At 69.7% G+C, this 24,161-nt stretch carries 15 protein-coding genes; 4 read left to right on the top strand and 11 right to left on the bottom strand.

Annotation, left to right across the window (positions count from 1 at the left end):
* The 5 genes from IE198_RS20810 to IE198_RS20790 form a co-directional block, all read right to left on the bottom strand.
* Entirely contained in the window at positions 1 to 1,170 is a 1,170-nt protein-coding gene (locus tag IE198_RS20810; protein ID WP_189888782.1) for an ATP-binding protein, read from the bottom strand.
* 35 nt (positions 1,171 to 1,205) lie between these two features.
* Entirely contained in the window at positions 1,206 to 6,257 is a 5,052-nt protein-coding gene (locus IE198_RS20805) for a hypothetical protein (RefSeq protein ID WP_189888780.1), read from the bottom strand.
* Complete coding sequence (locus IE198_RS20800; protein WP_189888778.1) at positions 6,254 to 7,108, bottom strand: DUF4132 domain-containing protein; 855 nt, start codon at positions 7,106 to 7,108, stop codon at positions 6,254 to 6,256. The genes IE198_RS20805 and IE198_RS20800 overlap by 4 nt, the downstream gene beginning before the upstream one ends.
* A 549-nt stretch (positions 7,109 to 7,657) precedes the next feature.
* Positions 7,658 to 8,176, bottom strand: a complete 519-nt coding sequence (locus tag IE198_RS20795) for a hypothetical protein (RefSeq protein ID WP_229834159.1) — start codon at positions 8,174 to 8,176, stop codon at positions 7,658 to 7,660.
* Positions 8,177 to 8,315: 139 nt separating this feature from the next.
* Positions 8,316 to 10,145, bottom strand: coding sequence for an AMP-dependent synthetase/ligase (locus IE198_RS20790; RefSeq protein WP_189888776.1), 1,830 nt, complete (start codon positions 10,143 to 10,145; stop codon positions 8,316 to 8,318).
* Between the two features lie 485 nt (positions 10,146 to 10,630).
* On the opposite strand from IE198_RS20790, the gene IE198_RS36925 reads away from it, so the two are divergent.
* The 3 genes from IE198_RS36925 (at position 10,631) to IE198_RS20780 (ending at position 15,412) form a co-directional block, all read left to right on the top strand.
* On the top strand, positions 10,631 to 11,410 hold the full coding sequence (locus IE198_RS36925; protein ID WP_444545426.1) for an SCO2400 family protein: 780 nt from the start codon (positions 10,631 to 10,633) through the stop codon (positions 11,408 to 11,410).
* A 44-nt stretch (positions 11,411 to 11,454) separates the two neighbouring features.
* Complete coding sequence (locus IE198_RS20785) at positions 11,455 to 12,414, top strand: alpha/beta fold hydrolase (RefSeq protein WP_229834158.1); 960 nt, start codon at positions 11,455 to 11,457, stop codon at positions 12,412 to 12,414.
* A 586-nt stretch (positions 12,415 to 13,000) separates the two neighbouring features.
* Positions 13,001 to 15,412 (top strand): SpoIIE family protein phosphatase, encoded by a 2,412-nt coding sequence (locus IE198_RS20780; protein ID WP_189888936.1) that lies wholly within the window; start codon positions 13,001 to 13,003, stop codon positions 15,410 to 15,412.
* A 149-nt stretch (positions 15,413 to 15,561) separates the two neighbouring features.
* Here IE198_RS20780 and IE198_RS20775 read toward each other — a convergent pair whose 3' ends face one another.
* The 6 genes from IE198_RS20775 to IE198_RS20750 form a co-directional block, all read right to left on the bottom strand.
* Positions 15,562 to 16,641 (bottom strand): ABC transporter ATP-binding protein, encoded by a 1,080-nt coding sequence (locus IE198_RS20775; RefSeq protein WP_189888774.1) that lies wholly within the window; start codon positions 16,639 to 16,641, stop codon positions 15,562 to 15,564.
* Between the two features lies 1 nt (position 16,642).
* The gene (locus IE198_RS20770; RefSeq protein ID WP_189888772.1) at positions 16,643 to 17,731 is read right to left on the bottom strand and encodes an ABC transporter ATP-binding protein; all 1,089 of its coding nucleotides are present in this window, start codon (positions 17,729 to 17,731) and stop codon (positions 16,643 to 16,645) included.
* Positions 17,728 to 18,573, bottom strand: a complete 846-nt coding sequence (locus IE198_RS20765) for a carbohydrate ABC transporter permease (RefSeq protein WP_189888770.1) — start codon at positions 18,571 to 18,573, stop codon at positions 17,728 to 17,730. The genes IE198_RS20770 and IE198_RS20765 overlap by 4 nt, the downstream gene beginning before the upstream one ends.
* Positions 18,570 to 19,448: a carbohydrate ABC transporter permease gene (locus tag IE198_RS20760; RefSeq protein ID WP_189888768.1), complete on the bottom strand. Its 879-nt coding sequence runs from the start codon at positions 19,446 to 19,448 to the stop codon at positions 18,570 to 18,572. Before IE198_RS20760 ends, IE198_RS20765 begins: the two co-directional genes overlap by 4 nt.
* Before the next feature lie 80 nt (positions 19,449 to 19,528).
* A complete protein-coding gene (locus IE198_RS20755; protein WP_189888766.1) occupies positions 19,529 to 21,124 on the bottom strand; it encodes an extracellular solute-binding protein in 1,596 nt (531 codons plus the stop codon).
* Between the two features lie 19 nt (positions 21,125 to 21,143).
* Entirely contained in the window at positions 21,144 to 22,169 is a 1,026-nt protein-coding gene (locus IE198_RS20750; RefSeq protein WP_189888764.1) for an NAD(P)-dependent alcohol dehydrogenase, read from the bottom strand.
* Positions 22,170 to 22,347: 178 nt separating this feature from the next.
* Here IE198_RS20750 and IE198_RS20745 point away from each other — a divergent pair, with 178 nt between their 5' ends.
* Entirely contained in the window at positions 22,348 to 24,132 is a 1,785-nt protein-coding gene (locus IE198_RS20745) for a sigma-54-dependent Fis family transcriptional regulator (protein WP_189888763.1), read from the top strand.
* The last annotated feature ends 29 nt before the right edge of the window (positions 24,133 to 24,161 follow it).

Here is a 24,161-nt window from a genome sequence, read left to right as displayed (position 1 = left end):
TCAGCCCTCCAGGACCGTGCGCAGGTCCCACAGGGTGCGCCAGGTAGCGGCGCCCTGTTCGGCGCGGCGCCGGACGGGGCCGTCCCAATAGCCGCGCAGCCGGGCCGCGTCGGCGGGGTCGTCCTTGCGCACGACACCCAGCAGATGCCCCGGCAGGAGGCCCAGCACGTCACGGTCCCCGGGGAAGTACGCCGCCGCGAGAGCCAGCGCCCCCGCGACCGAAACGGCCTCCGCGGTGCTCATCACCGTTGAGGGCCGCTCCACCTCCCAGCCTTCCGCCGACCGGCCCTCACGCAGGTCACGGAAAGCGGTGACGAGGGCCTCCAGGACGGCGTCGTCGACCTGGAAGGGTGCCCCGGCCCGCTCGACGGACGCCCGTGCCTGACTGCGCACCAGAGCGGTCTCGGCGTCGAGGTCCGCGATGGGACCGACCGTCTCGAAGTTGAAGCGGCGTTTGAGAGCCGCTGACATTTCCGAGACGCCCTTGTCACGGAGGTTGGCGGTGGCGATGAGGCTGAAGCCCGGCGCCGCGTGCGCCAGGGCGTCTTCGGTGCCCGCCAGCTCGGGTACCGCGACGCGCCGCTCGGAGAGCAACGACACCAGGGCGTCCTGCACTTCGGGCAGACAGCGGGTGACCTCCTCGATGCGGGCGATGGCGCCCCGGCGCATGGCGGTCAGCACCGGCGAGGGCACCAGCGCCTGCCGGCTGGGTCCCTGGGCCAGCAACAGGGCGTAGTTCCAGCCGTACTTGAGCTGATCCTCCGTCGTGCCCGCCGTGCCCTGCACGACCAGGCCGCTGGTGCCGCACACGGCGGCGGACAGCAGCTCGGACAGCATGGACTTGGCGGTGCCGGGCTCGCCGACGAGGAGCAGACCGCGCTCACCGGCGAGGGTCACCACGCACCGTTCGACCAGGGCCCGGTCGCCGACGAACTTGCCTTCGACCGAGAGGCGGCGCGGCACCCCGTCCGGTACTGCGGCATCGTCGGGCAGTTTCAGGGTCCGGCCGTCGCTGCCCATGACGAACGTGACGACCGAGCGCGGGGTGAGCTGCCAGGCGGGCGGACGCGGCCCGTCGTCGTAGGCGGCGAGAAAGGCCAGTTCGACGGCGTGCCGGTCCTCTGGCGGGACGATCTGGCGGGTGAGGTCGGGGGACAGGGTGGTGGTCATCGGCGCGTGGTCTTCCCGTTGCGGAGGGACGGTTGTCATCGGCGGCGGCCCTTGCGGGTCGCGCGGGTGGTGAGTTCCTCGTAGGCCGGGGTGTCACCGGCGCGGAGGCGGGCCGCCGCACGGGCGAACAGCTCCGGCACCGGGACCAGCGGCACCGCACGGGAGCGGGTCCGCACGGGGTAGAGGCCCTCCTTCCAGATCTCCACCGGCAGGGCGGGGGCCTTGAGGTCGAGCCAGCCGCAGGGCAGGAAGAGGGAGCGCCCGGCGCGCGGCCGCTTGGCCTCGACGACCAGGCCGGTGGCCGCAAGCTCGGCACGGGCCTTCTTCATCCGGGCGGGCTTCCAGCCGGTCCAGCGGCCGCAGTTGCGGTCCGTGGGATCGGGCAGGGCCAGCAGCTGGAGGTAGAGCGCCGCCGCGTCCTCCCCCAGGCCGTGGGCGTCGGCGACCTCACGAACCAGCTCGGGCACGCTGACGGTGGGGTCCTGGGCGTGCGCGGCGGGTGTCTCTTCGGGACCGGTTCCGGCCGTGAGCGCGCGGACGAGTTCCTCGTCGAGGATCGTTCGCAGAGCCCTCAGACCGTCGCCGCCTCCTGCTCCGACGAGCCCTTCGACGAGACCGAACACGGAGTCATCAGGGCCGGTGAGTCCCGCGGGACGGACCAGGACGGCTTCTGCGCCGCCGTACCAGGGGCGCAGGACCAGCGCCTCGCCCAGACGGGTCAGGCCGTCCGCGTCGGCGCCCCCGGCCGCGGGCAACCCGAACGCCGTACGGAGCAGGGGTGCGGTGTGCCCACCCTTGTCCGTCCAGCTGACGTCGAGGTCGAGCAGCAGCCCCGGGTCGGCGACGCGGCGGCGCAGCGCTGCAAGGCCCTCGGGCAGGGCGGCGCGCAGGGGGTGCCCATGGGGCAGACGGTAGGCGAGTGAGGCCAGCGTGTTCACGGCACGCGTCAGCTCGTACCGTCCCGGCAGGGCTTCGGCGTCGTCGGGGACGAGATTGCCGTCCTTGTCGGGGCGTAGGACCGTGGTGCGGCTGATCCACGGCGTGCGCTGCGGGTTGAGCACGTCCTCGGCCGAGCCGGCGGGCACGCCTGCGAGGTCCAGGTCGGCCACGATGTCCTCGGGCAGCCGGACGAGCCCGCCGAGCCGCTCTGCCCACACCCGGCCGGCGGCCGCCGTGTCCGGACCCGACGTCCACAGGTCGCCGGGGTTGTCCGGCAGCAGGGCGCCGACGAGCGCCGTCCTGTCGTCGAACCGCAGGGAGCCCAGCAGACCGTTCCCCAAGTCCCTCTGACGCGGTTTCAGGCCGATCGTGGCAAGGACCTCGGTGGAGATCTCCGAGGGTGTGCCCGCGAGCAGCAGGGTGGCCTGGAGAGGACCCAGCCCCCCGCCCGTGGCGTTCGCGAGGGCGTCGGGCGCCTCGGCCGGCCAGGGCGCGGCTCCCTTGTCCCTGATCAGCCGGGTGACGGCGGTGAGCGCGTCTGCGGGGAACACCGACGGGTGCGCGGTCTCCTTCTCCAGCGTGAAGTGCCCGACCGCGCCGAACAGGGCGGCCGGATCGTGGTCCAGTGCCAGCCAGTGCACGCGCCCGCTCTGCCGGTCGACGTTCTGGCAGCCGAGGACGACGACGGTACGGCCGTCGCGCCGCAGCACCTGACCGACGCGCTCCTGCTTGTCGTGGGGCTCGCTCAGTACCACCTCGCGCAGCGCGCCGTCCGGCGCGGCCAGCGGCCCGGCCGTGATCGCCTCGAACAGCAGGAGCAACGCCTCACGGTGCGCCGCGGACACCACCGGGGAGGCCGCGCGGTAGGCGAGCGGCCGCAGTACGTCCAGCACGGAGGGCCACACCGCACCGATGCCCGGGATGGTGAAGTCGTCGCTCTGCCAACCGTCGGCGATGAGGCGGGAACGTTCGGGCAACGGCCTGCCGTCGGCCGGTTTCCCGGACAGTACGTGGTTCACGGACAGGATCTGTCGCAGCGTGGTCCAGCGCTGCCCTCCACCCCACCAGCCCTGCTGGTGCGCGAGGCCGGCGGTCGCCTCGCGCAGCGTCTGGTCGTCGCCGTGCTCGGGACTGCGGTCGGCGAACATGCCCTCGATGCGTCTCCGGTCCGCCTGCGGCCGTTCCACCGGAGGTGCCACGAAGGCGGCGGCCGACTCGGCGAGCCGCAGCACCGCCCGCACGAGGGTGGCGATGCCGGTGAGCAGGTGCGGCTCGGTGAGGGCGGGCAGGCAGCGGGAGACGGCCTTGCGGAGGTACTCGTCAGCGGACGCAACGACGGGCTTGTCGGTGGCGGTGGCCGCGGTGGCGCTGCTCCCGGTCGTCGCCGGGGCGGAACGCACGGCCGACGGCCCTCCGGCAGCCGCCACCGTCGCCGTGCGCTCCGCCAGCGCCTCGGCCCCGGCGCGCAGCAGCTCACCCGCCTGCTCGTCACTCAGCGCGCGCAGGAGCACCGACGCCTCCTCGTCACGCGGACGCAGCGCGTGCCAGAAGTCGACCGGCGGGACGAGCCGCGTGCCGGCGGCGAACTCGCCGCCTTGCCCGAGCGGCGTCACCCGGCCCGTCTCGACCGCGCCCGAGGTGTCGTCGTCCACGTACAGGGCGACCTGCCTGTGCAGGGCGACGACGACGGGCTCGGCGCCTCCGGGCAGCCGCAGCGCGCCGAGCGGAACGCCCGGTACCCGGCCCTGTGCGGTCGGGAGGCAGACGGTCCGTCCGTCCGGTGTGCCGGCGCTCGTGCGGGCATCGGCGCCCTCGCCCTCGGTGCGGACCCAGTGGCCGAGGACCGTACCGTCCGTGCCCAACGGGCTGTCCTCGAGACCGGGCTGCAGTGGCAGCACCGTGCAGTGCCGTTGCAGCAGGGTCGCGCCCTCGCGGATGCCGGTTCGCAGGAACGCGGGAAGCGAGGCCCGCCCGTGTGTGCCGGTGGCCGGGTCGTACTCGAGCCACACCTGCTGCCGGCCCTGCCTGCCCTCGCGCCAGTACGAGGTGCCGTCGCCCAGGACGCGTCGGCCGGGCGGCACGACGGTGTCGCCGGCGTGCAGCGCGCGCCCACCCGTGGCGCGGCCGCCGCCGGGCATCGGGATCGAGGGTTCACCGGCGTCGCCGGCGCCGTACCAGCGGGGAAGCTGCTCGCCGGTCAGCGGGAACACCTCGGTGGGCCGGGCCGACCAGTAGCCGAACTGCTTGGTGTCCTGGCGCCACATCACCAGCAACTCGCCGTCGGCGTACCGGAACGACGGACGCTGCCACTGGTCCGGCTCCACGGGCAGGCGCAGGTCGTGCTCCAGCAGGATCTCCTGCGGGCCGACGACGATCGCCTTGTGCCTGCGGGAGAGGATCAGCGCCGGCCAGGCCTCCTGGACGGCAAGAGTGTCGTCGCGGTCGCGTCGGGTCTCGGCGTCGAGCCGCCGCAGCGCCTCGTCGAGGGCGGGCCAGCCCAGTTCGTCGAGGAGGCCGGCCCGCAGGGTGCGGCCGAGGAGCGGCGCGACCTCGTGGGCGGCGACCTGCGCGACGGCGGCCGGGCTGACTTCTGCGGCGATCGGACGGAACGGGCGTATCCGCTCCAGCGCGGTGCGCGCGCCGGGCAGGCCGGCCGCGGAGGTCAGCTCGCCCGCGGCGTCCTCCAGCCACTCGCGCAACACGTCGGCGAGCACGGGGTGACCGGCCACGCTCTTCAGCAGCTCGTCGCCGGGACGGTGGCCGCCCAGGGTGCTCAGGGCGCCGTACAACAGGCGCCGGTAGCGCGGATCCGCGGCGGTGGCGGTCAGATCCCGCCGGCCGGGCGGCGCCTGCTGAAGCCACTGGTTCAAGGGGAGGAAGACGTCCTGGTCCGAGCCGGGCAGCGTCAGCGGCACGCCCTGCGCGACACACAGGTCCAGCAGATCAACGTCGGCGCCGGCGTGCCAGCGCCCCGTGAAGAGGTCCACGGGGCGGCCCTGGGCACGCAGACGCGGTGCCATCCGTTCGACGAGCGCGAGCGTGGCCGGCGAACGGCCGCTCACCGCGCTGCCGTGCTTGCGGTGCACGGCCCAGCGGCTGAGCCAGTCCGCCGCGTCGACATCCTCCGCCACCGCCCCGGCCTCGCCGGTCAGCAGTTGGTCGGCGCCGGTCTCCGCGAGCAGCGCCAGCCAGAACTCGTCGTCCTCGGTGGAGCGGCCAAGGCCCGCTGGCATGATCTCCAGCAGCCGGAGCCGTACGGCGGGTTGCTCCTCGGCCAGGACGGACAGGGTCGCCCGGTAGGTGTTCCAGAACGACGCGGGGGCGCGGACCGCCGCGGGCGAGGCGAGGAGGTCGGCGACCAGGGCGCACTCCTCGGTGACGCGGTCCAGCCCCGCGGCCTTGATCAATCCGCGGGCGTCCTGCGGCAGCGAGGCGTACGGCGGCATGCCGGCCGCGCAGCGTTCCACGGTGAGCTGCCGGAACTGGGCCCAGGCCGCGGCGGGGCTCAGCCGTGTCCCCAGGGCCTTCACATACTCCTTGAGCGCTTTGACCGTCAGCGCTCCGGCGAAGGCGAACTCCAGGAACACCGCTCGCTGCCGCTCCTCGTCCACGGCCAGCGCGTGCACCCGCTCGGCCTCGCGTGCCTTGCCGAAGAAGGCAGCCGCGTAGGTGGTGTTCTCGTGCTGCAGGAAGATGCGGGCGGCCTGCTCGTAGAAGGTGGGCAGAAAGTGCGGAACGGCCCGGCCCAGCCGGTCGCCGAGCTCCTCGAAGCCCTCCTTGGCCGTGCCGGGGCGCGACTTGGCCTGCCGCGCGAGCCGTTCGACGTCCTTGACCAGCGCCAGCGCGTGGTGCCCGTTCGCCGGGTCGTTGACCAGCGCCCAGGCGGGAAAGCCGAGCGTCTCCCGGCGCACCTGTCCGACCTCGGGGGTCTGCGGCTGCCGGACAAGTCCCAGGAAGTCCAGGGCAAGGTCCTCGGCCTCACCCAGCATCCCCGGTACGAGACGGACGACCTTCCGCTCGTCCAGCGCGGGGTGGGTGTAGGTGCGGACGGTCAGTACGTCGGCGTCCTCGCGGTCCGTGGTGGCCGGGGGCAGGACGGCACCCGCGTCGAGCAGGGCCGCGGCAAGGGTCTCGTCGTACATCGTCATGCCGCCTGCTCCTCGTCCTCGATGTCGCGCCCTGCGTACAGCGCGGCTGCCATGCGCATGCCCTCCGACCAGGCCACCGGCCCGACCTGACCGAGCTTCAGCACCCGTCCGGCGGGGTCGGTGAACACCAGCGGACCGGTTTCCGTCTCCTCGTAACCGTCGTAGTCGCCGATCCACACCCGGGCCTCGACACCGCGGCCCTCCTCCACCACGGAGCAGACGGCATGGCCGCCGCGCACGCGGTAGCCGAGCTGGGCCGCCCTGCCGTGCAGGAACCGCAGTTCCTTATAGGCGCCCCCTGCGTACTCCTCGACGGCTGTGGCCTCGGCGTCGCCCGCGACGGGCCGGTGCCACACCTCGCGGAACAGTTGCTGAGCGCGCTGTTCGACGCCGAGCTCGACGGCGAACTCCCGCAACTCCTCCAGGTCCTCGAGGAGTACCGGGTGCGGCAGGCGTACGAGGTCGGGGGCGATGCGTACCGAGTCGCCGTCGAGGTCGACGAGACCGAGACCGCGCTCGGGGTCGGCGTCGCGAAGGAACCCGGCGACCTCGCCGTCGGCCCCGGTGACGACCAGGTCGCGCAGGGCGGCCTGCCAGGCCGGGTCGGGCCAGGCGCCCACGAGCACGGCGAACGGCACCGGCAGCGAACGCACCATCCACCGCTCCACGTCGGCCAGGCACTGACGTTCGTGCCGCTCCAGCCACTCGACGAGCTGACGCAGGCCCACCACGGCCGGATCGTCGGCGATCTTGGGCGGCACGGACTTCAACCGCCGCCCGGCAGCGTTACGGCACACCACCTTGCCGTCATCGAGGGCTACTTCGTAGCCGCCAGCCGACACCCACCCCATGTGTGCCTCCCGCACCCGCAGTGATCAAGTGACGGGAACTCTAGGACAGGGCTCGGACAACGCGGCCGGGGCGGCGGACGTGGATCTTGCGACAAGGGGGACCGGAGTCCGTCGTGTTCCGGCCTGCGGCAGGAGCAGACCCCCTTGCGGGGCCCCCGGTGGCTGCCGCAGTGCACAACGTGCGACGCGACGCACCGGGACGTCAGCCGCGGTCGGGGAGGCCCGCGGCTCCCCGAGCCCTGCCCCGTGGCCGACCTGCCCATCGACTCCCCGAGCACGCGCGTGCGCACCCGTGACGGCGACTGCCTCGCGCACGTCGGCCGCGTCGTGTTCCAGCACGCCGACGGTCTCGCCGTCCATCAGGACGTGCGCGTGGTCGACCGGCCGCTGCACGGACAGCTGATGGAGCCGCGCGGGCCGGGGATCCGGGACGCGCAGAGCACCGGCCCGCGCGCCCGGCGGCGCGTCCCGCACGTGGTTCTGGCGCCCGGCAGGTGGCCCGTCTGGCCTCGCGGCGCGGTTCCCTGCCGCACCCGGGCCTCCGGGCCGTCATGCCCGGACGTCGGTGAGCCGCCGGGGGAGTTGAGCGAGCACCAGTCGAGCGTCAGCTCGCACGTTGCACTCGCTTATGGTGCGCACGACCTGCAACGTGACACCGTCCCTGGACCGCAGGCGCAGTGTCACCGTCACTTCCCCGAGCCCTCGCCGCGGGCCGTCCTGTTGCTCGAAGCGCCGGTAGAGCGTGTTCGGCCAGCGGTCGGGATCGCTGTCCTGCCACAGCCGCAGGCCGGTGGTAGTGCTGAAGCGGCAGTGTTGGCCGCCGTGCGGTTCCTGGAGCAACGAGTGGCTGACCGGCACGGTGCTGAAGAGGGGCCCGAGCCTGACCGGCAGGTCGACGTTCTCGACCAGGCGGTGCTGCTGCCAGTGCCGGTTGGCGGGGACCGTCATCCGCACGGCGGCCAGCACGTACGGGTGCCCGTCGGGCGCCGTGAGGGGGTACTCGTGCCGCCACTCCGGCCAGGGGTCCTGCGTGCCGCCCGTCAGGGGCACCACTCGGTCGTCGTCCACGGGCGGGATTATTCCAGGGCCCGGCACGTGCGGTGTCGCGTCCGTCCACCTCCAAGTGGCAGGACCCGGCTGCGTGTTGACAAACCGGTGGAGACGGCAGGGCACCGGATCACGCACGGTGCTCGGGGCGGCTTCCGGCTCAGGACGAATACAGCTCCTCGATGTCCGCCGCGTACGCCGTCACGATCGCGCCCCGCCGCAGCTTGAGTGACGGCGTCATCAGGCCGTCGTCCATGCTGAACTCGTTCGGGAGTATCCGGAACGCCCGGATCGACTCGGCCCGTGACACCGCGCTGTTCGCCATGGTCACGGCCCGCTGGATCTCCGCATGGATTTCCTTGTCGATCGTTGCCTCCTGGGGGTACGCCAGCTGTTTCCCCCGCAGTTGGTACCAGTGCTTCGACGCCTCGAGGTCCAGGGTGATCAGGGCCGCGATGAAAGGCCGGTTGTCGCCGACCACGAGGCACTGGGAGATCAAAGGATGTCTGCGCAGGCGATCCTCCAGGATTTGGGGGCTGACGCTTTTGCCGCCGCTGGTGATGATGATGTCCTTCTTGCGCCCGGTGATCACGAGATAGCCGTCGTCGAGCCGGCCCACGTCACCCGTCGCCAGCCAGCCGTCGCGCAGTACCGACTCGGTGGCCACAGGGTCGTCGTGGTAACCGGCGAAGACGACACCACCGCGGACCCAGATCTCCCCGTCCTGTGCGATGTGTACGGCGCAGCCCGGCAACGGCCTGCCCACAGTGCCGAACCGGGGGTGACCCGGCGGCTGGCTGGTCACGGCGGCCGTGGTCTCCGTGAGGCCGTATCCGTCATGGATGGTGATACCGGCACCGGCGAAGAACAGGCCGAGCTCCCGGTCGAGGGTCGACCCGCCGGATGTGGCGTGCCGGACGCGGCCGCCCAGCACGGTCCGCAGTCGCCGGTACACCAGCCGGTCGAAGAGGGCGTGCGCGACCCGGAGCTTCAGCCCCGGGCCGGGTCCCTCTCCCCTGTCCCGCCGCTCGACCTCCTCGGCATGGCGCACCGCGGTGGCCACGGCCTTGTCGAACAGTTCCCCCCGCCCTGCCTCCGCGGCTGCACGGCGCGCCTTGTGGAAGATCTTCTCGAAGATGTACGGCACGGCGAAGACGTAGGTCGGCCGGAAGGACGCGAGGGCCGGCAGCAGCGCCTCGGGCGAGAGATCGGGCTGGTGCCCCAGCCGGACGCCACCGCGCAAGCAGGCCACCTGCACCATCAGGCCGTAGATGTGGGAGAGCGGCAGAAAGGCGAGAATGCACGGCTGTTCGCCCGGCTCGGCGAGGATGCCTTTCCAGCCGGCGTACAGGGTGTCGCACTCGACCACGAGATTCGCATGGGTGATCACACAACCCCTGGGCCGCCCGGTGGTGCCCGAGGTGTAGGTGATGGCGGCGACCGACTGCGGCCCGACCGCCCGGCGGTGACCATGCACCACGGCGTCGGGCACGTGCCGCCCCCGATCCGTCAGCCGCTGGACGCAGCCCGAGTCCAACTGCCACATCGAGCGGAGCAGCGTCAGCCCGCCGCAGGCCGCTCCTACCGTCATTGCATGGTCCTCATGCTCGACCACGATGGCGACCACCTGCGCGTTCGACAGGATCCAACGGACCTGGTCCGCCGAGGAGGTGGGATAGACGGGTACGAGCTGGGCGCCTATCGACCAAAGCGCATAGCTGAACAGCGTCCACTCGTAGCGCGTCCGGGACATCACGGCGACCCGCTCACCGAGCCGTATGCCCTCGGCCAACAGCCCTTTCGCCAGGCCCATGACCTCGTCACGGAATTCGGAGGCGGTCACCGGAACCCACTCGTCGCTGCCCGGATCGCTGCTGCGCCGGGACAGCTGTAACAGCTTCGGGTCACGCTCGGCCACGTCATGGACCGAGTCAGCAAGGCTTCCCGTCGCCGGGGTCTCCACCAGCGGCGGAAGGCTGAAGTCGCGCAAGGTACCCCCCTCGATGTGCTGTCGCCCTGCCGCATGTCGCGGCGGGCAGGGGCGCAAGGTACCGGCCAACTGCGTGGCTGCCTAGGGTTTGACGGCGCTCGCTCGCATGCGCGATTCGGACCGGGCCGGGGATCGTCGCGCCGCAGAGGGGCTTCAGCGTCAGGAAATGACGTAGTCGGCTCGGACGGACGCGGGGCCGGCGGCTCGGACACCGAAGCGGGGCGGCGACGTGACCAGCCACAACCTCAAGGGAGTTGCGTATCCCACGTTTCGGTCGATGCTTGAACGGCGACTCACCCGGTCCCGTTTTCCTCGGTAACCGGTGACCCACCTGCAGACCGGTGAGTGAGTGAGGTTCGCACATGCCAAGGATTCCTTCTTCCGAAGACACCCGGCATCGCCTTCCGGCCGCCGGTGGCTGCTGCCCAGCCGGGTCGGCGGCGCATGGCTCCTTCCAGCGACCCACTCACTGATCGGTCGAGCGCATGGACTACTGCTCTCCCTGCCGCCGTCCCCTCAACGGCACCGTGACGTGCCCGGAGTGCGGGGCGTACGAATCCGACACGGCACCGCCGAGCGATCGGAGCGTCGCTGCTCCGGAAGCCGACCCGGCGGTGTGGGACGTCCTCTTCAGCGAGGAACCGCACTCCTTCGAGTCCCCCGACGCTTCCTGGTCCCCCACTTCTCCAGCCGATGTGCCCGAAGCCCGGCGCCGCTGCCCGTCGCGACTGAAGAAGTACGGTGGACGCACCCTTGCCGCGGCCACCTTCGCCGTGCTCGGCGGCCTGGCCGCTGCATCGCTGCTTCCCCAGCACTCCGCCGGCACTCCACAAGCACTGCCGAGCCCGGAACGGGTATCTCCCGACGAGCCCGATGTCGAGGTCACCGAATCACCGACAAACTCACGTTCAGCGGAACGTCCGGCAACGCGCCCCGCCAGAGGAGGAGGCGTCAGGGACCGGAGCAGTGCCGGAACTCGGATTCCTCGCGCGACGGAAACGCCCCGGGAATCACCGGCTCCCCGAGCTCCCGCTGCCACCAGCCCGCCGCCACCCGTGAAGGCCAGGCCGACCCCCCGCCCCTCCAACAGCCGCCCCAGCCAGTCGGCCTCCTCCCCCACGGCGACCCCTCCCGCGAGTCCGCCCGCCAGTCCTTCCGCCAGTCCTTCCGCCAGTGTCAGTGCCTCGCCGCCGAGCGGTCCCACGCCGAGCACCACGGGTGTGCAAGTGCCCGATCGGCAGTACGAAATCGGCCGGCGGGGCTGACCCGAAGATAGGATCCAGCAGTCACCGACGTCGGGGAGGCAGAAGTGAAACGCCGAACAGCGGGGTGCGCCGCCATCGCAGCTCTGGGGGCCGCGGGCGCGGCGGCGGCGCGGGCCGTGGCCATCGGAATCGAACGCAACCCCGACCCCGTGCCCCGAGATCGCCTCGTGCGGGAACCCGAGGGTGACGAGGCGCTCATACACCGCCCGGACGGGACAGTGCTGCGAGGGGTCGCCGCGGGGGCCGGGCCGCCGGTCGTCCTCGCGCACGGATACGGTGTCTCGTTGCTGGAGTGGAACCTTCTGTGGCAGGACCTGCTCGCAGCGGGCCGCCGCGTCATCGCCTTCGACCAGCGCGGCCACGAGCGTTCCACACTCGGTGGCGAGGGGGCCGGTTCCGGGCCCATGGCCGCGGACTACGCCGCGGTCCTGGAACACTTCGACGTGCGCGACGGGGTATTGGTGGGTCATTCGATGGGTGGCTTCGTCGCGATTCGCGCGATGCTGGACCACCCCGGCCTCGTACGGCGCCTGCGCGGTCTCGTACTGGCCGCGACCTGGGCGGGCCGGATCTACCGGGGAGCGCCGCAGAACCGGTTGCAGATTCCACTGCTGAGGACGGGCGTTCTGCAGCGGTGGGTGCGCACTCCGACCGGTGGCGTCCTGTTCGGAGCCGCCCAGTGCGGCAGCCGCCCGTCCCCGGCAATGATCTCGGTGTTCCGCGACCTCTTCCTGCGGCAGAACCACGCACCGCTCCTGCCCATCGTCCGGGCCTTCTCCCAGGAGGACCGCTACCCACGCCTGGCCGAGATCACAGTGCCGACCGTTGTCGTCGTGGGCGCGGCCGACCGCACCACCCCGCCCGGTCACGCCCGGCGGCTCGCCGAGGGGATCCCGGGCGCGCGGATGGTCACCGTGCCGGGCGCGGGACATGCACTCAACTGGGAAGGCACCGGAGCCCTGAGCGAGGCCGTCCTGTCGTTCCCCGCCCGCGCCGCGGGCTGATTCCCGGTAACCCGTGCCGGTCACCCGGCCGGCGCACCTCGTGCCCGGGCGATCAAAGAACCACCACCTGAGCGATCCTTGAGGACGGATCCTGGACGGTGCCGCCGTCGGCGCGGTCGTCCTGAGGGCAGGCAGGCAGGCAGGCCCGGGCAGGGCCGGGCGTGCGCGGGGCGCGGGGGGACCCTTCTGCGGTCCAGCTGCCGGGGGCGGACAATGCCCCGCGGCCAGGCGGCCGAAGAACTCGGCAGGCAAGACCTCGGCAGGTCCAGCAGCCACCCGGTGTACCGAAGGGCCCGATCGCGCGCCGACTCCGGCCCCGGCCGTCCTTGAGGAAAGAACGTGTCCGCAGGCAGCGCGGCACCCTGGTGCGACCGTGCAGGTGATGGCCGCCACGCCGTGACACAGTGCCCGGAAGTCTGCCGGGCTCGACCGGGTTCAATAGGCTCGCATGGCATCCCTGGGCTTTTGCCTCGGACATCTTGTGCCGCGGCGAGGCGAACGGTCAGGGCTGAGCCACGCCGTCCCGGGCACACCAGCGGGAGAACATCGGTAGCGAGAGAGGTGGTGTCCAGCTGTGGACCAGCGGATGACGGTGCTCAGCGAGAGCCGGGACGATCCATTCGCTCTGCACCTGGCCGCCTCGGCGGTGCTCGACGACCGGGGAATCGTGGTCGGATGGAGCCGGCGGGCCGAGGAACTGCTTGGCCACCCCGAGACAGGGGTGATCGGCCGTCGGGCGCGCGAAGTCCTGATCGACCCCCGCGACCGGCCGGCCGCCCGGGAGGCCGCGGCGATGTGCGGGAGAGCCGGAGGCTGGTTCGGCGTACTGGCGGTGCGGCATCGCAGCGGGCGGCTCGTGCAGATGGGGTTGAGGGTACGTGCGCTCCTGCGCGCCGGTGGCGTCCGTGAGTGGTTCCTCGTCGGGGCGCCGGCGGAGGCGATCCTCGAGTGGCAAAGGGACCGCGCGGTTCTCGACGGACTGTTCCGCCGGTGCCCGATCGGGCTCGTCGTCCACAGTCCTGAGATGACGATTCTCCGGGTCAACCGCTCGGTCGAACGGTTCACCGGCGTTCCGGCCGCCTCATTCCGGGGAATGCCCACGGGTGCGTTACTGGTTGCGGAGGACGCGCGGAATTCCGTGGACCGGGTGCGCCGGGTGTTGGAGACCGGAAGATCACTGGTCGCCACCGAGCAGTACACCCGCCTGGAGCGGTATCCGACACGAGAGCGGGCCGCGTCCGTATCGGCCTTCCGGCTGGAGGATCCGTCCGGCCGGGTCCTGGGAGTGGCCGAGACCATCGAGGACATCACCGAACGCCATCGGGCTCGACTTCGGCTGGCGCTCCTCGCCCAGGCCGGCACCCGCATCGGAACCACGCTCGATGTGGGAGAGACGGCCTGGGAACTCGCTGACGTGATGGTCCCTCAGCTGGCCGACCATGTATCAGTGGACCTGTCGCAACAGGTGACGCGTGGTGAGGAGCCGGCCCAGGGCACGGAGTCCGTCGTACGGGTGGCGGTTCGTAGCGACCTGACCGGGCAGCCCGAAACACTGCAGCCCGGAGGGGAACCCGTCGAGTTCGCACCGGACACCCCACAAGCCAGGTGCCTGGCCGACGGACAGGCGGTTCTGGAGTCCGTTCTTCAGCCCGACCGATTCGCCGTGGAACCGCGCCGGGGTGAGCTCGTTCCCGACCCCGGTGTCCATTCCCTGATCGTTGTTCCCCTGATCGCACGTGGCCTGGTGCTGGGAGCGATGAGCCTGTGGCGCTCGCGGCGCCCCGACCCGTTCGAAGCCGACGACTTCACGCTTGCCCAGGAACTCGCCTCGCGCGCCGCCGTCTGCATCGACAATGCCCAGCGCTACACCCAGCAGCAACAGACCGCGCTCACCCTGCAACGCAGCCTGCTGCCGAGGGCGGTTCCGCCCCAATCGGCCGTCGAGGTGGCCCCTCGCTACGTCCCCGCCGGCGCGGCCTCCGGGCTGGGCGGCGACTGGTTCGATGTCATTCCCCTGTCGGGGGCGAGGGTCGCGCTCGTTGTCGGCGACGTGGTCGGTCACGGCCTCCACGCCGCAGCCACCATGGGCCGGCTGCGTACTGCCGTACACACCCTCGCGAGCCTGGACCTGGAACCGGACGAGGTTCTCTCCCGCCTGGACGACCTGGTCAACCTGTTGGCGGCCGAACAGGAAGCAGTCGGTGAACAGCCCGTGGGCGAGCAGGTCATCGGAGCCACCTGCCTCTATGCCCTCTACGACCCGGTCTCCCGGCTGTGCTCCGTCGCGCGCGCCGGCCACCCACCACCGGCGGTCACCACCCCGGACGGACAGGTGAGCCTGCTCGAGCTGCCCGCAGGCCCACCCCTCGGCCTGGGCGGCCTGCCGTTCGAGGCCCGGGACGTCGAACTGGCCGAGGGAAGCCTGCTGACCCTCTACACCAACGGACTCATCGGTGAACGCCACATCGACCTCGACACAGGCCTGGCACGACTGTGCGAGGCGCTCACCCGCCCCGCAGACCCCCTGGAACGGACCTGCCAGGCGGTGATCGACTCCCTGGTACCCGCTCGCCCCGCCGACGACATCGCCCTGCTCATCGCCCGTACCCGTGTGCTCCCCCCGCAGAACGTCGCCTCGTGGCGGCTTCCGCTGGATCCGAGCTCCGCCGCTCAGGCCAGAACCCTGACGACAGCCCAGCTGACCGAATGGGGCCTGGAGCACCTTGCCTTCACCACAGAGCTGGTCGCCAGCGAGTTGGTCACCAACGCCTACCGGTACGCCACCGGCCCCGTGATCCTGCGACTCATCCGTGAACGATCTCTGATCTGCGAGGTCACCGACACCAGTCACACCTCACCCCATCTGCGTCGGGCACGCACCACTGACGAGGGGGGGCGTGGCCTGTTCCTGGTGGCCCAGCTGACCGAGCGCTGGGGTACGCGCTACACCCGCGAGGGGAAGACCGTCTGGACCGAGCAGCCACTGCTGGAGCCGTAGACCGACAGTCCGCGAGCAGCTGCCACCGCCATGCCGGAGCAGGCCCCGAGCAGGGGACCTGTCCAGCCGCACACGGCGCAGCGCCACCGAGGAGGAGCACGAAGCGTTCCGGGCCCGGGCAGGGCCCGGAGCCACCTGTCCAATGATTTCTACGAGTGGAGTACGAGGCGACCGTCCGCATAGGGGAGGGCCTTGGCGCGCGGAAGATGCACCAGGAACTCTTCGAGCGCCGGAATTCCGTTCTCCCGCGGCACCTTCGCCCGGATGAGCTGGCCGGCCACCTCCATCTCGAAGACCCGCTGCGGCCCGTGGTCCCGGACGTCCCGAAGCCTGGCGGGAAACGTATTGGGCCCGGGTTCCGTGACGACTTCGACGTACTCGGGCCGGATTCCCACCTGGCTCTCGGAGGTGCTCTGCGGAATGTCCCACGCCATGGCCAGGGCCCGGCCCCCAAGAGTGACGTTCCCGTGGGTCCGGTCCACGGTCAGGAAGTTCATTGCCGGCGATCCGATGAAGTAGCCGACGTACGTTGACGAGGGGGCCTCGAAGAGCTGCTCCGGGGTGCCCTGCTGCATGGCTCGGCCGTCCTTCATGACCAGCACTTCCTGCGCAATGCTCATTGCTTCGTACTGGTCGTGGGTAACGTAGATCACTGTGGGCCGGAACTGCTCGGTGATCTCACGGATCTTGCGCCGCAGCGAGTGCTTCAGCTGTGGATCGATGACCGTCAGTGGCTCGTCCATCAGCACGGCCGCCACGTCGTCGCGGACAAGACCACGGCCGAGCGAGATGAGCTGTTTGTCGTCGGCGGTGAGCCGCCGGGCGGGCTGTCTGAGCCGGTCGTCCAGGTCCAGTGCCTCGGCGACCTGATGGACCTTGGCATCGATCCTTGCCTTGTCCCACCGGCGGCACTGCAGGGGGAAGGCGAGGTTCTCGTACACCGTCATCGACTGGTAGATGACGGGAAACTGGAACACCTGGGCGATGTTGCGCGCCTTCGTGGGCAGAGCCGTGACGTCGGCGCCGTCGAAGAGGACCTGGCCCTGTGACGGCCTGACCAGCCCGGACAGGATGTTCAGAAGCGTGGTCTTGCCGCAGCCCGACGGTCCGACCAATGCGTAGGTCTTGCCGGCCTCGAAGGTCAGCCCGAGTGGCTTGAGAGCCCACCGCTCCTCCTCGGACCCAGGCGTGTAGCTGTGCCCGACGTCGACGATGTCCAACTGCGTCATATCAACGTCCTTCCACTGGAGCGAGATCGTAGGAAGGCGTCCGCACGAGCGACCCTTCCTCGTCGAAGGCGAACAGGCGCTCAGGACGCAGTCGCAGTTTCACCAGGTCGCCGAGAGCGACGTCATGGATGCCCTCGATCTGTATGACGAACGGGGTCTCGCCCACGGCCGCGTGGACGAACGTCTCCGAGCCGGAGATCTCGACGAAGGTGACCTCGCCCTCGACGCCGGCGGAGGCCAGGCTGACGTCCGTCGCGCGCAGGCCGAACTGGTAGACCCCGTCGGGCAGGTCGGCGAGATGCGCGGACACGTGCGTCGCCTGGAAGCCTGCCACCGTGACCTGCCCGCTCTCGATGCGTCCCGTGAAGATGTTCATGGGCGGGTCGTTGATGATGGAAGCCACCGTGGTCGTCGCCGGGCGCTCGAAGACCTCCTGCGGAGAACCGATCTGGAGGATCTGTCCTTCGTGCATGACCAGCACCACGTCACCGAGCATCATCGCCTCGGCGGGTTCCGTGGTGGTGTAGATCACCACCGTGTCGCCCTGGTCCGAGAAGAGGGTTCTGAACTCGTCGCGCAACTGTTCGCGCAACTTGTAGTCCAGATTTGCCAGCGGCTCGTCGAGCAGGAGGATGCCCGTGCCGCGGGCAAGGGCGCGAGCCAGCGCAACCCGCTGCTGCTGGCCACCGGAGAGCTGAGACGGCTTGCGCCGCTCGAAGTCGGCCAGCCCGACGCGTGCCAGGCTGCTGATCACACGTCGCCGAATCTCGTTTCGCGACAGTCCCGCCCGCCTGAGCGGGAAAGCGACGTTGTCGAACACGTTGAGATGCGGGTAGTTGATGAACTGCTGGTAGACCATGGCGGTGTCGCGTCGCCACACCGGCGTTTTGAGGAAGTCGGCTCCCTCCCTCGTCAGTGCGCCGGAATCCACTGCCTGCAGACCTGCCAGGACCCGCAGCAGGGTCGTCTTCCCCGCCATCGTCCGGCCGATCACAGTGTGGAGCCGTCCCGGCACAAAGGTCGCGGTCACCTGCTTGAGATGGTCGACGCCGTCGACGGTCAGGCACAGATCAGTAGCACTCAGGTTCATCGGACCGCTCCCGAGAGGTTTCCCTTGGACAGATAGCGCTCGACCCAGAGCGCGAGAAGGATCAGCGGCGCCACGCCGAAGAGGGCAGCGGCGGACAGGGTCCACCAGGGCGGGATGGACGAGTTGAGGGCGACGACAGCCTGCGGCAGGGTCTGCACCTCGGTGAAGGTCAGCCGGAAGGCGAAGAAGAAGTCGTTCCAGCCGAACACCGCACAGAACATCGCGGCCACGGTCAGCCCGGGCAGGGAGTTCGGCAGGATCGCACGCACGAAGGTCTGGAACGGGCCGCAGCCGTCGAGCATGGCCATTTCGTCGATCTCACGCGGAATGCCGTTGAAGAAGTCGACCATCACCCAGACCGCGATCGGCAGCAGCAGGGCAACCGTCACGATCACCAGGCCCAGGATCGTGTCCAGCAGGCCCGTCCACTGCAACAGGTAGAAGAACGGGATCACCAGGACGACGGGCGGCATGATCCGCTGTGACACGAAGAAGAAGACGATGTCGCTGTTCTTGATGAAGCCGAACTTGAAGCGGTATCGGGACAACGCGTAGGCGGCCAGGGACCCGAGGACGAGGCTGATGGCCGAGGCGGCGAGGGTGACGACGGCGCTGTTGAAGAAGGGCTGCATCACATCGACACCCCCGGCTCCGCCGAAGATGTTGCGCCACCCGATGACGGTGGGTTCGTACTGCAGCCATGGTAGGTAAGTGGCGCCACCCTGGACGCCGTTGACGTCCTTGAAACTGGTCGTCATGGCCCAGAAGAACGGTCCTGCGACGAAGCAGGCCCAGAGTGCGATCACGGTGTACTTGAACACGGGATAAAGGCGCGACCTCATGAGTCCCCCTTCAGCTTGAAGGCCCTGGCGAGCAAGGCGGCGACGACCGTGAGCGTGACGATCATCAGGACCAGATAGGTCAGGGACATCGCCCCGCTGTACCCGGTCTGCTGATCCCTGAGCCCCTGGATGTAGAGGTAGTAGCCCGGCGTCTCCGTGGAGGAGCCCGGCCCCCCGGAGGTCAGCACGTAGACGCTGTCGGAGAGCTTGGACGCCTCGATCAGCCGGATGATGATTGCCGCGACGGACACCGGCGCCATGAGCGGGAACGTCACCTTCCGGAAGGTGCGCCAAGCGTCCGCCCCGTCGATGGCTGCGGCCATGAACGGTTCCTTGGGGAGGCTCAACAGGCCGGCCAGCAGCAACAGGAACATGAACGGGGTCCACTGCCAGACCTCGACGGTCATCAGCGCGACCAGCGCCGGACCGGACTCGGTGAGCCAGGGCACCTCGGCGAGGCCGAGCATCCCGAGCAGATCGTTCACCGGCCCCAGCGACTCGTGGAAGATCATCTGCCAGATGGCGGCCATCACCACGGGAGTGGTCATCATGGGGACGAGGAACAGCACCCGCCACAGACGACGGCCGCGTGCCTCACGCCAGACGAGCAGGGCCATCCCGAATCCGATCACGTACTGGATCAGGACCGTGCCGCCGGCCAGCAGGACCAGGCGCATGATCGAGGCCCAGAATCGGCTGTCGTGCAGCATCGTCGCGTAGTTGGCCCCGCCTATGAAGTCCAACTGCGGGTTGCTGACGTTCCAGCCGGAGAAGCTGACACGAATGGTGAACAGAAGCGGAAAGATGATGATGAGTGCGAGCGTGAGCAGTCCTGGGAGGAGGAACATGCTCTTGTGCCGACGCAGAGCTTCCATGGTTGTCCTTGCGGAAGTGGGCGGGCGCCCCCGGGTGGCCGACGGGCTCGGCCGGCCACCCGGGGCGCCCTGCGATCAGGTCAGTTGTCCTCGAGTGCGACCACATGTCGATAGGCGCTCCGGACCTTGTCCTTGCCGATCTGGTCGGTGATCCTCTCCCACTCCGCGGCCACGTCGTCCAGCGCGCGCTGCGGAGCCTTCTGCCCGGCGAGCGCCGCGGCGACGCCGTTGGCCAGTGCCGACATGTACCCGTTGACACCCGGTACGCGCAGGTCGAAGACGCGGTTGGTACTCGACTCCATGCCGGAGAGCGTGCGGACGTACGACTCGGCGACGTCCTTGTCCCAGCCCTGCTGCTCCCAGAAGTCCGCGTCGAAGTGCGCCTTGCGGTAGGGGTTGACACCGAAACGACCGATGGTCAGGTCCAGAGCCGTGTTGGCCTCGTTGCTGAAGAAGCACAGATAGTCGAAGGCCATGTTCTGGTTGCGCGCGGCCTTGGCCACCGCCGACGTCCAGCCCCAGGTGAAGTAGGGCGCCTGGTTGGGCTTCTTGTCCCACGCCTTCGTGGTGCGGTTGTAGACCTCGTCGGATCCCGGCAACTCCGCCGCCCCGATCTTGTTGCGGATCGTCCCGTCCGGCTGCTGGGCCTGGATGAAGGCGTCGTCCCATGAATAGGACATCACGCTCTGGCCACCGCCGAACGAGAGGATCTCGTCTCCCAGACCGAAGTTCGCGCCGCCGGGTGCCCAGGTCGACTTGGCCTTCACCATGTCCTCGAGGGCGCGTACGAAACCGGGCGTGTTGATCAGCGGCTTCATGCTCTCGAGGTCGAAGAAGAGGCCGCCCTCGACGTCCGGGTGCTTGACGTACGGTGCCGCCCGGCTGATGAACGCCGAGAACGTCAGGTCGTCACGCTTCGTCACCTCGGCACTGCCGAAGTTCGGCTTGCCGTCGCCGTCGACATCCTTGCCGCTGAAGTACGCGGCGATCTCCTGGTATTCGGTCCACGTCCTCGGAGTCCGGAGGTCCTTGCCCGTGGCCGCCTTGTACGCCGCCTGCCGCTTCGGGTCCTCAAGGACATCCGTCCGGACCTTGAGGTAGTGCCTGTCCCCGTCCACGGGGTACTGCACGACCTTCCCGTCCCAGGTCGCCACGTCCATGTAGGCCTTGGTGACGTCCTTCATGCCGGGAGTGTCCAGATACTTCTTCGGTACCGGGGCCAGATGAGGGGCCATGTCGCCGATCCACAAGGAGGGGTAGAACATGACGTCGTACGCCGGCTGGCCTGCTTGCAGAGGCGTGAGGATCTTCTGGTGCAACTCCCCGAAGGGGACGTTGATCACCTCCACATTCGCCCCGGTGATCTCCTCGAACTGCTCGGCATGCAGCTGGGTCGGCTCGCCGATGACGGGGATGGCATGGCTGATGATCTTCAGCGTCTGACCGGAGTAGTCCTTGCGGCTGATCGACTCGTAGCTGCAGGGGCCCGGGACGTCCTTGACCTTCGTCTTGGGGTAGTTCTTGCTGTACTTGCTGTAGCTGATCTCCGAACCCGGCTTGAACAGCGCGGGCTTGTCCGGCTTGTTCTCGACAGGGTCCTGACCGGTGCAGGCAGTGGCGGTGAGGGCCACGACGATCGCGGCGGCGACCAGGCCCTTGTACGAACCGTTGCGCATGGGAGTACTCCTTCGACCGTCAGGGAATCAAGATCGCTCTGCCGCGTACGGCACCGGCGGACAAGTCGTCGAGGGCGTCCTTGAAGGACGCGAGGGGGTATCGCTGGGTGTGCAGGCCGACTTTGCCCTGGGCCGCCAGCACCATCAGCTCGGACAGGTCGTTGTAGGACCCCACGAGGTTGCCGATGAAGTTGATCTCGGTGGAGATGACGTCGATCGTCGGAACGTCGAGTCGGCCTCCGTAACCGATCACGTAGTAGTTGCCGTGACGGCGCAGGCAGGCCACGCCCGTCTCGACGGCACCCCCCTCGCCGACGAAGTCCAGAACCGCCTCCGCCCCGTGTCCTCCGGTGAGTTCCAGTACGCGCTCGGTCTCACTGCCGTCGGCGACCAGCGTGTGCTCGGCCCCGAGTTCCTTGGCGAGGGCGAGGGCATCCGCGCTCCGGTCGATCACGATGATCTCGACCGGAGAGAGAGCCCGGAGCACTTGAATGCCGATGTGCCCGAGGCCCCCGGCGCCGATCACCACGGCCCGGTCACCCGGTCGCAGGATCCGGGCCGCCTTGGCGACAGCGTGGTACGCCGTGAGCCCGGCATCGGCCAGAGCCGCCACCGAGGCCGGCTCGAGGGACGGGTCGAGCGCCACGACCGAGCGGGCGGTGGTCTTCAGGTACTCGGCGTAGCCCCCGTCGGCGTCGATCCCCGGGAAGGCCGAGCTCATACAGTGCACGTCGTCGCCGTCCCGGCAGGCCCGGCACAGACCGCAGGTCACGAGCGGGTGCAGGATCACCGGGTCGCCGACCTTGACGTTGGTGACGGCCTGACCCACCTCCTGCACCCAGCCGGCGTTCTCATGGCCGATGGTGTACGGCAGGGCGACCCCGCTCTTGGTGGCCCACTGTCCTTCGAGAATATGGAGATCGGTGCGGCAGACTCCCGCACCTCCCACCTTCACGATCACATCCAGCGGACCGGTGATCTGCGGGTCCGGCACATCCACGAGCACTGGCGGCTCGTCGTACTCGATGACCTGCACGGCTTTCATGGCGCTCCCTGCGAATCGGCGGTGGATGGTGCGCCGATTACACAGGCCGCCGCCCGCAGGCCGATGTCTCAGAAACGGTCCGCGGATGTCTCAATGTGATACACGCCATAGGCGCGGGCGCATCGAGCTGTTCCAATCGGTCCATCGAGGGATTACCCGCGCGATACGGAAGTGTTAAATGCCCCGACGCCGGCCTGGCAGCTCACTGACAGCGGCCAGAGAGCTGTACCTGGAAGTGACCAAGGACCCGAGCGCCCGACCGCTCGTGGTCGCTTCGTGGCAGCGCTCGATCGAGTACGAGGTGAAGTCGAGCTGCATCAACGCTCCGTACCTCGAGAATCCCAATCTGGACAGTCCGCTCGCCAGGGCGGCGCTGCCCATCGTGAACAGGCTCCACGAGCAGCTGGCCGACGACCCGGTGTCCACCATGATCACGGACCGTGACGGCGTGGTGCTGTCCCGCAAGCTCTCCCACGAGGGTCTGACGACGCGGCTCAACCGAGTGCAACTGGCCCCGGGCCACGTGTTCGCCGAGCGCTATGTGGGCACCAACGGCATCGGGACCGCGCTTGCCAGCGGCCGCCCGGTCATGATCGCCGGAAGCCAGCACTACGTCGAGGAGCTGCGGGACTTCCACTGCGCGGCCGTGCCGATCCTGCACCCTGTCCGGCGCACGCTCCTGGGAGCCTTCAATCTGACCACGGTCCGCCAGGGCTCCGCCGGGATGCTCATGGCCCTGGCCCGCTCCGTCGCGGGCCAGATCGAGGGTGAGATTGCCGCAATCAGTTCGCGACGGGAGCGGGCCCTGTTCCAGGACTACATGGATGCGTGCTCCTCGGTGCGCCCGGGACCTGTCCTGGCCCTCAACCGTGAAGTCGTCATGATGAACGAGCAGTTGAGATCAGCCGTGACAGGGCCGGATCACTACGCGCTGCTCGACCACGCACGGGAGATCGCCGCCGATGCCCGGTTCGAAGGGACACGGAGCATCGCCCTCCCCTCCGGACGAGTCGCCGAACTCCGGGTCAGCCGAAGTCGGCGCGAGGACAGCGACGCGGGCGCCGTCTTCCGGGTCCGGGTCATCGGACGTCCCCAGCCCGGACCCGTTCCTTCCGCCGTCCCCGGACGATCGGGACTGGGGCTGGTGGGCTCCTCCCCGCAATGGCTGCGCGCGGTCGCCGAGACCGAGGCGGCGTTCGCCGCCGGATCCTGGCTTCATCTCGTGGGCGAAGCCGGTGCCGGCAAGCGGACGCTGGTCCATGCCGTCCACCGAGCCCACAATGCCGGGCGCCGGCTCCAGGTGGTGGAAGCGCCGCTGTCGGAGGCACCGCACGCCACCGAGCACTGGCTGCGCGATGTCCGCGAGCTGCGGGCCAGGCCGTCGACCGTGGTCGTACTGCGCGATGTCCATCTGCTGGGAGATCAGCTGCGCCGGCAGCTGACAAGCCTCCTGGCGCATCCCGACCAAATGGCCACCGGGCAACTGATCATGACCAGCCAACCGTCCATGGTCACGACCGACGACGAGCTCGACCGTCTGTGTGGCGCCTCGGTGGAGGTGCCGCCCCTCCGTCATCGCTATGGCGACATCGAGCACCTGGTTCGGTTCTTCCTGCTCAAATATCGGCCGAGCGGAGAGAGCAGCTGCTCCCCGGATGCGCTGGCGATGCTGGAACGCTGCCCCTGGCCGGAAAACGTCCGGCAGCTGGAGTCGGTGATCCGCGGCCTGGCACGGCGCCCGATCGGTGGGATCATCCAGGCGGACGATCTCCCTCCGGAATGCCGGGTCTCGTCCCACAAGGTCCTGACCGCGATCGAAGCGCTGGAACGGGATGCCATTCTGCGTGGGCTGATGGACCGCGGCTCCAACGTCCAGCGCACCGCACAGGACCTCGGCATCTCCCGCGCCACCATGTACCGCAAGATGCGCCGTTACGGGATCGTCCCGTCGAGCCTCACCTAGCCTCGATCGCCGGTCAGCACTCACCCGGA

This window comes from Streptomyces xantholiticus (genome assembly GCF_014651015.1).
Lineage (GTDB): Bacteria > Actinomycetota > Actinomycetes > Streptomycetales > Streptomycetaceae > Streptomyces > Streptomyces xantholiticus.
This window is presented reverse-complemented; position numbering and strand designations above follow the sequence as displayed.